The organism is Pseudoclavibacter helvolus, assembly GCF_049707175.1.
In the GTDB taxonomy this organism is placed as follows: domain Bacteria; phylum Actinomycetota; class Actinomycetes; order Actinomycetales; family Microbacteriaceae; genus Pseudoclavibacter; species Pseudoclavibacter helvolus_A.
In genome coordinates this window covers 86,051-94,102 of record NZ_JBNAFM010000016.1, presented here as the reverse complement: position 1 = coordinate 94,102, position 8,052 = coordinate 86,051, and the positions used below count along the sequence as shown (strand labels likewise).

Annotated in this window: 9 protein-coding genes; 3 read left to right on the top strand and 6 right to left on the bottom strand. The window is 67.5% G+C overall.

The window, feature by feature from the left end; all coding sequences use genetic code 11:
• Window positions 1–335: 335 nt before the first annotated feature.
• Window positions 336–1,460, bottom strand: a complete 1,125-nt coding sequence (locus tag ACPYN9_RS13515; protein ID WP_424467062.1) for a hypothetical protein — start codon at window positions 1,458–1,460, stop codon at window positions 336–338.
• Complete coding sequence (locus ACPYN9_RS13510; RefSeq protein WP_424467061.1) at window positions 1,453–2,031, bottom strand: RNA polymerase sigma factor; 579 nt, start codon at window positions 2,029–2,031, stop codon at window positions 1,453–1,455. Before ACPYN9_RS13510 ends, ACPYN9_RS13515 begins: the two co-directional genes overlap by 8 nt.
• A 178-nt stretch (window positions 2,032–2,209) precedes the next feature.
• On the opposite strand from ACPYN9_RS13510, the gene ACPYN9_RS13505 reads away from it, so the two are divergent.
• Both ACPYN9_RS13505 and ACPYN9_RS13500 read left to right on the top strand, forming a co-directional pair.
• Window positions 2,210–2,935, top strand: a complete 726-nt coding sequence (locus ACPYN9_RS13505; protein WP_424467060.1) for a CHRD domain-containing protein — start codon at window positions 2,210–2,212, stop codon at window positions 2,933–2,935.
• Entirely contained in the window at window positions 2,932–3,624 is a 693-nt protein-coding gene (locus ACPYN9_RS13500; RefSeq protein ID WP_424467059.1) for a class F sortase, read from the top strand. Before ACPYN9_RS13505 ends, ACPYN9_RS13500 begins: the two co-directional genes overlap by 4 nt.
• Before the next feature lie 120 nt (window positions 3,625–3,744).
• Here the strand turns inward: ACPYN9_RS13500 and ACPYN9_RS13495 are convergent, their stop codons facing one another.
• Window positions 3,745–3,915, bottom strand: coding sequence for a hypothetical protein (locus tag ACPYN9_RS13495; RefSeq protein WP_424467058.1), 171 nt, complete (start codon window positions 3,913–3,915; stop codon window positions 3,745–3,747).
• Window positions 3,916–4,165: 250 nt separating this feature from the next.
• Here ACPYN9_RS13495 and ACPYN9_RS13490 point away from each other — a divergent pair, with 250 nt between their 5' ends.
• Window positions 4,166–4,834 carry an RNA polymerase sigma factor gene (locus ACPYN9_RS13490; protein WP_424467057.1) on the top strand — a complete coding sequence of 223 codons (669 nt, stop codon included), beginning with the start codon at window positions 4,166–4,168 and terminating at the stop codon, window positions 4,832–4,834.
• Between the two features lie 33 nt (window positions 4,835–4,867).
• Here ACPYN9_RS13490 and ACPYN9_RS13485 read toward each other — a convergent pair whose 3' ends face one another.
• The 3 genes from ACPYN9_RS13485 to ACPYN9_RS13475 are packed head-to-tail and all read right to left on the bottom strand — an operon-like array spanning window position 4,868 to window position 8,020.
• Window positions 4,868–5,797 carry a carbohydrate ABC transporter permease gene (locus ACPYN9_RS13485; protein WP_424467056.1) on the bottom strand — a complete coding sequence of 310 codons (930 nt, stop codon included), beginning with the start codon at window positions 5,795–5,797 and terminating at the stop codon, window positions 4,868–4,870.
• Window positions 5,797–6,732 carry a carbohydrate ABC transporter permease gene (locus ACPYN9_RS13480; RefSeq protein ID WP_424467055.1) on the bottom strand — a complete coding sequence of 312 codons (936 nt, stop codon included), beginning with the start codon at window positions 6,730–6,732 and terminating at the stop codon, window positions 5,797–5,799. The genes ACPYN9_RS13485 and ACPYN9_RS13480 overlap by 1 nt, the downstream gene beginning before the upstream one ends.
• 1 nt (window position 6,733) lies before the next feature.
• Complete coding sequence (locus ACPYN9_RS13475; RefSeq protein ID WP_424467054.1) at window positions 6,734–8,020, bottom strand: ABC transporter substrate-binding protein; 1,287 nt, start codon at window positions 8,018–8,020, stop codon at window positions 6,734–6,736.
• Window positions 8,021–8,052: the final 32 nt, after the last annotated feature.

The window sequence follows — 8,052 nt, the reverse complement described above, 5'->3', positions numbered from 1 at the left end:
CCACAACCGCCGTCTCACGAGACGAACCCCTGAATGACTCCGATGCCACGATGACCTCCCCCAAGATCACCACCAGCGTAGCCCATTGTCTCGGTCCAAGCAAGCTCTGAACAGGACTTATTCTGAGAATTTCGTGACTATGTTCTAGTTTTGCTCAGATTCCGAGGCGTTGCTTTCTACGACTGGTTCGCTGGTTCTCGCAGCGATGTTCGCAAGGACACCACCGACCACCGACAAAGCGCGCGGCTACCCCGCGTGCCCGGTGTGGTTCGAAAGCTACGGGCTACGAGCTACGAGCTTCGAGCGGCGACGCGCTTCGAGGGGCTTGCTGGCGACTACCCCTCAACTCGTGGCAACGCTGCCGACGCGACGACATCGCCGCTCTTGCCGCGGATCTCCACGCTCGCGACGTCCTCGCGTAGGGCTGCGGCGTTCACGGCGCAGTTGATCTCGACCTCGGAGCCTAGGAAGGTTCCGGAGCCGACGTCCTCGCCAGCCTCATCGACGACCACAACCGAGTAGAACTCGCCGCTCGGTAGTCCGTTCACGGTCAGAAGGGTCTCAGTGCCCCACGTGTGCGCGACAACGCTTCCGTCGATCTCGACTCCGGCGGGTTCGCCCTGGAAATCCACGCCCTCGACGGCTCCGAGAGTGCCAGGTTCGCCGACCGGGGGCGGAGTTTCGGCCCGGGGGAGCAGGAATCCTCCGACGGCGCCGATCACAAGGCTTGCGGCGGCGACTCCAAGCAGCACCTCTCCGCCGAATCGGGTCCGTCGCAGCGGCGTGATCCGCGCATTCTGCGGGTCGCTCTCGGTCCCTGCGCCATGCGCATCCGACGGGCCGCTCTCGGTGCCCGCGCCACCATGGCCATCGCGTCGGCCAGCGCTTGGTGCCTCGGGCCCAAGGGGCTTTCCCGCGACACCCGCACCCAGGGCCCCGGCCTCGCTTCCAGCCCCGGCTCGACTCTCAGCCCCAGCCCCAGCCCCAGCCCTAGCCCCAGCCCCAACCGAACCCCCGCCGGCCCCCGCTCCTGCCTCGACCGCTCCCGCGTCGACCGCTCCCGCGTCGACCGCTCCCGCGTCGACCGCTCCCGCGTCGACCGCTCCCGCGTCGACCGCTCCCGCGCCGACCGCTCCCGCGCCGACCGCTCCCGCGCCGACCGCTCCCGCGTCGACCGCTCCCGCGCCGACCACCTCTGACGCTTCAGCTGAGCCCCCGGCCTCATCCGCTGCCGCGATCCCCAGCACCCGTTCGCGCAGCCCGTCGCTTGGCTCCGCCTCCATCCACTCGGGCGTCCCAGAAATGCGTCCGGTCATCCCCTGGAGGTCTGTGAGTTCGGCGTCGATCGTGGGGTCGGCTGCGCGCATCCGCTCGAACTCGGTCGATTCGCTCGCCGAGAGGTCGCCCGAGAGGGCGGCCGCGATGAGCTCGGCGCGGCTTTCTTCGTTGTGGTCAGTCACGAGCTCCTCCTGGTTCGTCGAGGTGGCCGCGCACGGCGCGAAGGCCGTAGAAGACGCGGGTGCGGAGTGTGGCGACAGGCACCCCGCTGTGGGCGGAGAATTCAGCGTAGCTGTACCCCGTGAGGTGGATGGCGACGATCGCCTGCCGCTGCTCGTCCGGCAGTCGGGCGAGTGCCTCGGCGAGGCCGAGCCCGGTGAGGGGGTCGGGTGTCTCGGCCGGCAGGTCCAGGTGGCCAGCGGATGCATCGCTCGCGGCGACGCGTGGCAGTCGGTCCCGCGCGCGCAGCGTGTCGGCGATGACGTTGCGGGCGATCGCGAAGAGCCAGGTGCGTTCGCCGCCCCTCGCCGGGTCGAAGCTGTCGCGGGCCCGCCACGCGCGGAGGAAGATCTCCTGCACGCAATCCTCGGCGAGGGCCCGGTCGCGGAGTGTGTTGACGCTGAAGCCGAGGAGGACGCCGCCGTGGTCGCGGAAGGCCGAGTGGAGGTCGAAGGAGCGCGGCGCATCCGCCATCCGTGCGTGTCCTCTCGTCGCCGGCCCCCTTGCGGGGTCAACGATAACGGCGGTGCGCACGGCTGCTCCCTCCGTCGTGTCAACTGCGGCTGATAAAGGGAAGTACTGATGCTTTCGGTGTCGCGTTCAAAATCGGCGCGAAAAAACTTCGGACTCCGATGAACGCCGAGCACGTCCGCGCCGTATGCCCCTGTACGACGGCTCCATCCGGGAGCTGCGAAGCAGGAAGGCACCCCTCATGCCCAAGCACACGTTCGCGAAGTCGCTCACCCTCGGCGCCACCGCTGTCGCCGCCATTGCTCTGGTCGCCGCCGCCCCGGCGACCGCCGAGACGGAGGTCGCCGAGCCGGACTCGTTCACGAGCGCCTACACCGTCATGGCGACCCCCGACGCGGTCATCAACAACGACGGCGTCGCCACCCCCGGTGAGCCGGGCGCGATGGGCCAGTTCGACTTCCGCATCAACTCCGACCTGAACATCATCTGCTACGACATCACTCTGACCGGCGTCACGGGCGAGTACGAGAGCCCCGCGAAGACGGCCACCCACATCCATGAGGCCGCCGAGGGTGAGGCCGGCCCGCCGCGTATCGCCTTCCCGAACCCGACCGACAACGGTGACGGCACGCGCACGAGCAGCGGGTGCCTCGAGGGTCCGTTTACGACGGGCCTCAACAGTGACGCAGGAACCGACACGGGCGAGGGGTTCACGCTCAAGCAGATCGAGGCGAACCCGGCTGGCTTCACGGGCGACTCGCACACGGCTGACTTCAAGGCCGGCGTCGTTCGCGGCCAGCTCGTGCAGGTGCCGGTTGGCGGCGTCGACACCGGTGCTGGCGGCACGGCCGCGGCCGGTGGGCTCGATGTGACGACCCTCGGCTTCCTCGGCCTCGGCGGCCTCGCCGCAGTCGGCGTCGCGGGCATCGCGGCCCGGCGCAAGGCTCGCGCGACATCGGGTCAGTGACCAGGAACCTCGTTCGGGTGTCGGGGCGCGCGGTGCGCGTCCCGGCGCTCGTGGTCGCCGCGTTGCTGCTTGTTAGCGGATGCGCGGCAACACCCAGCGGAGACGTGACGGTTCCCGAGACGGCCTCGTCGTCGACGGCTGCAGCCGACGCGAGCCCAGCGGAGCCGTCTGCGGCAGCGGTCGCGCCCTCTGCAGTGCCCACGCCGGAGGTGCCGCCGCCCGCGAGCGGCGTGAACGTCCTGCCGGAGGGCGTCGCGCCCACAGCTGTTTCCATTTCCGCGATCGACGTGAGCGAATCGCTCATCGACCTCGGTATCGCCCCCGACGGGAAGATGGAAGTGCCCGTCGACTTCGACGAGATCGGCTGGTTCACGGGTGGCGGTAAGCCCGGCGGGCGCGGGCCGACGGTTATCGCGGCCCACGTCGACGGCCTCGCGGGGCCGGCCGCGTTCTTTCGGCTGGATGAGCTCACTCAGGGTGACGTGGTCGAGGTGAGCGACGTCGAAGGCGGCGTGACGAGCTACCAGGTCACTGAGATTGTCACCGTTGAGAAGAACGACTTCCCGACCGCGCGCGTGTTCGGCGCCGTGCCCGGCGATGAGCTGCGTCTCATTACCTGCGGTGGCTACTTCGACCGCGACATCGGGCACTACGACAAGAACGTCGTCGTCTTCGCGACGGCGGTGTAGCGCCATGCGGCCGCGCTTGCTCGCCGTGCGGCAGCCCAGGCCCGCCGTGCGGCGGCGCTGGCTCGCGTTCCGTCGGCTGCGTCCCGCCGTCCGGTCGCGGGCGCGCCTCGCGACTCCCGCCTAGAAGAGCGTCGCGATGGCGGTGATGATCCCGGCGCTGATGATGATGCCGGTGCCGCAGATTGCGAGCGCTTCCGTCGGCAGTGTCCTGCGCTGGTACACATCCCAGTAGCCATCTGTGCGGGCTACCTGCCTGCTCTCAGCTTCCTGGTCGATCCTCGTCTCGGGCATATAGCTAGTCTAACTAACTATCCGCTTCTGGCAAGCCACGAGACGAATCGATCGAGAAAGAACGCAGTTGCACACGACTGGCACACCCGCAGCGAAAGCTCTCGCAATCCCGTCTGGCCTCGGCTACGAAGAGAGGCCAGACGCGGTGACGCGTTCGGGCACCGCACGCCGCTCCACCACATGCGGAGCTCCTCAGCAACGACGCGAACTGGCCACGTGGCCAGGCTCGCCGAGAGTGGGGACACCGCAGATGCTCGCAATCGACGCAGCGCCCGCAGCCGATATGGCACGCGTAAGCCTCACGCCGCACCGTGTGCCGAGCATGCCTCGCGCGGGCCGGATGGCGACGCCGACCTTCCCGCAGTACCGGAGCGTCGCATCCGCCGACGACAGCGACGAGTTCCTCGCGGGGCTCGCCTCGATCGGCGACGCGCGCGCCTTCGATCTCCTCGTGCAGCGCTACCGGACCCTCATGTATGTCTGCGCCCGTCGGCGCCTCGGCTCGGACGCCGAGGCCGACGACGTCGTGCAGGAGTCGCTTGCGCACGCGTGGACCAAGCTCTCAACGCTCAAGGACCTGGCGGCCGTCCGGTCGTGGATGCTGCGCATCGTCGCGTCGCGGAGCATCGACGCGCTCCGCCGCCGACGTGAGCACGACCGGGTCGACGATCGCGACTGCGCGGCGTCGGAAGATGAATCGCCGACGACCAATGCGCAGCTTGCGCTGCTCTCCGCGGCCCTCCACGTGGCCCTGTCTCGCCTCCCCGAGCAGCAGCGCCGATGCTGGGTGCTGCGCGAGCTCGAGTCGCTGAGCTACCAGGACATCGCGGACGAGCTCGGGATCCCCACCAGCACGGTGCGCGGCGCCATCGCGCGGGCCCGTAAGGCGCTCGCCGTCGCAATGGCCGACTGGCGCTGACGGGCCCGCGCGCGCCTCAGCGGCACGCATCCGCTACTTGATCGACCCCCGCGTGACCCCGGAGATCACCCAGCGCTGTGAGAACACGTAGACGATGAGCAGCGGCGCCATGGCCATGAGGTAGGACGAGAACGCGACCGTGTAGTCGGTGTTGTATTGGCCCTGGAATACGTACTGCGCGAGCGGCAGGGTGCGCGCGCCTGGGTCGGTGAGGATGACGAGCGGCATGATGAAGTCGTTCCACGCCCACACGCAGGTGAGGATGCCGACGGTCGCGTTCATTGGCCCCAGGAGCGGGAAGATGATCTGCCAGAACACGCGCCACGTGGAGGCTCCGTCGATGCGCGCCGCCTCTTCGAGCTCCAAGGGGATGGAGCGGATGTAGGCGGTGTAGATGAAGATGTTCAGCGACAGCCCGTAGATCGTATAGAGCACGATCAGGCCGAACGGGTTGTCGAGGCCGAGCAGCGACGTCTGCTTGACGAGCGGCAGCATGATGATGGGGAACGGCACGAAGAGCGCCGCGAGCAGGTAGAAGTAGACGCCCTTGAAGAAGCGCTTCTGCAGGTTGCGGGCCAGGGCGTAGGCGACGAGCGAGCTCGTGAGCAGCGTGAAGACCACCGACCCGACCGTGATGAGCCCCGTGTTGAGGAGTGCCTGCGGGAACTCGGTGCGCTCCCAGGCGTCGGCGAAGTTCTCCCAACGGATGGGCCACGGTAGCTCGAAGCCCGTGCCGTTGGCGACCTGCTCTGGCGTCTTCAGAGCGACGGCGACCGCGAGGTAGAGGGGGATGAGGACGGTGAGCGAGCAGACCGCGATGAGGGCGGTCGCCCACCAGTTGGTCTTGCGGCTGTCGTCGTCGCTCTCGCGCACTCGCTTGCGGCGCACGCGCTTGGCGACGGGCTGCTCGTCGAGTGGGGCTACAGCGAGTTCCTGGGCGGTGGTGGTGGTTGCAGTTGACATCAGAAATCGGCCTCTCGACGCTGAAGGACCCGGAATTGCAGGAGGGAGATGACGGTGATGACGATGAAGAAGATCACCGCGTTGGCGGTTTGGTAGGCGAACTCGCCGCCCGAGAAGCCGCCTCGGAAGATGAGCATCGTCACCGACTCGGTGGAGGTGCCCGGTCCGCCGTTGGTGAGCGAGATGATCGGGTCGAAGACCTGCAGGAACCCCTTGAGGCTCAGCACCACGTTGATGGTGAAGAAGGCGCTGATGAGCGGGAAGGTGATCGAGCTGAACTGTCGCCACGGGGAGGCGCCGTCGAGCGACGCCGCCTCGTAGAGGTCGGCTGGGATGGTCTGGAGTCCGGCGAGGTAGATGATGATCGAGAACGCGCACGACTGCCAGACGGCGAGGATCACGATGGCGACCCAGGCCAGGTCGGGGTTGGTGAGGATGTTCTCGGCGATGAACGGGATGTTCGGGAGCAGCTTCGGGAGCGAGTTCGAGAAGATGAACTGGAAGACGTAGCCGATGACGAGGATCGCGAGCACGTACGGCACGAAGAAGACGCCGCGGAAGAAGTTCCGCGCCTTGATCTTGGCGTGCAGGCCAAGGGCGATGGCGAGCGAGATGACGTTGGTGAGGATCGTCGCGACGATCGCGAACAGGAACGAGAACCCGTACGCCTCCAGCACGCGATCATCCCGGAACAGGTTGACGTAGTTCGCGAAGCCGACGGCGTTCCATTCGCCGTAGCCGGCGTAGTTCGTGAAGCTGAAGAAGATGCTGACGATCATGGGCACCGTGTGGAAGGCGGCGAAGGCGATGACCGCGGGCCACACCATCCAGTAGTAGCTGGAGCCGGCGCGCGAGCCGTTGTGTCGGGTGCGGGATGCGCGCTTGGTGTCGGGTCCGCCCGCGGTGGTGCGGACTGCTTGCGTGAGCGTGGCCATGTCAGTCCTCCGTCAGCGGGATCGTGCGGGCGGCGACCTTGCGCCACTCGTTGTCGAGGGTGGCGAGGGCCGCGCCGCCGCCGTCGTTCGCGAACAGCGACTCTTGGATGATCCCGACGAGCGGGATCGCAGGCGGCACCTGGTGGTCGATGAAGCCGGTGATCTTGCCCGCGTCGAAGTATGGCTTCACCGATTGCAGGGCGGGGTCGTCGCTCAGTTCGGCGCCCACGACGGCGGGGATCATCGTCTGGGAGGCCGCGTATTGCTCGACGGTCTCCTTCTTGAACATGAAGTCGATGAAGCGCATCGCTTCTTCCGCGTGAGGCGTGTCCTTGCCCATCGTGACGACGACGTCGACACCCGACACGAGCATCCGGTCGTCTGGGTTTTCTGGCACGGGGTAGGGGAAGATCGCCGCGTCGATGTCGGGGTTGATGTTCTTCACCGGGCTGAGGGCCCAGATGCCTTGCATGAGCATCGCGACCTCGCCGTTGGCGAAGAGGGCGCTGCCGTCGTCGTAGGAGGCGCCGCGGTAGCCGTCCTGCGCGTAGCCGAAGAGCTGCTGCTGCTTCGCCATGGTGTCGGGGAAGTCCTTCTCGAAGGAGACCGCCGAGTCGGGGCCGACCGTGTCGCCCTCGGCGCGCAGCTCATCGAAGAAGCCGTCCTGCGTGGCGTAGGCGCCGATGGCGTTCCACGAGGGCATGCCGGTCCAGCTGTCGGCGAGGGTGCCCGCGAAGGGCGTGATGCCCGCGGCCTCGAGCTTGTCGCAGGCCGCGATGAGCTCGTCCCAGGTCGTGGGCACCTCGATGCCCTGCTCGTCGAAGATCTCGCGGTTGTAGATGATGCCGTTGGCGTTATTGACGTAGCCGAGGCCGTTCACCTCGCCTTCCGCGTTGCCGAGCTCGGCGAGGATCTCCTGCACGGCGGGGCTGATCGTGTCGAGCACGGGGTCGTCGCTGAAGTCGTGGAAGACACCCGCCTCGGCGAGGCGGCCGAAGTTGCCGTTTGCGTTGAGGGTGATGACGTCGGGCGTGCGGTCCTTGACGAGGAGCGTGCGGATCGCCGTCTCGGAATCGGCGATCTGGTTCTGCACGACCTTGATGTCGGGGTTCTCCGCCTCGAAGTCTTCGATGATCTTCGCGAAGTCCTCGATCGCCTCTCCCTTGTACTGGAAGAAGTTGAGGGTCGTCACCCCCTCGTCGGCGTCAGTGCTGCAGCCGCTGAGGCTCGCCGAGAGGGCGAGTACCCCGACGGCGGCAGCGGCCACCCTGGTGAATCTGTGCTTCATGTGCGCCTCCTTGCGCTTTTCGAGCTCGTGCC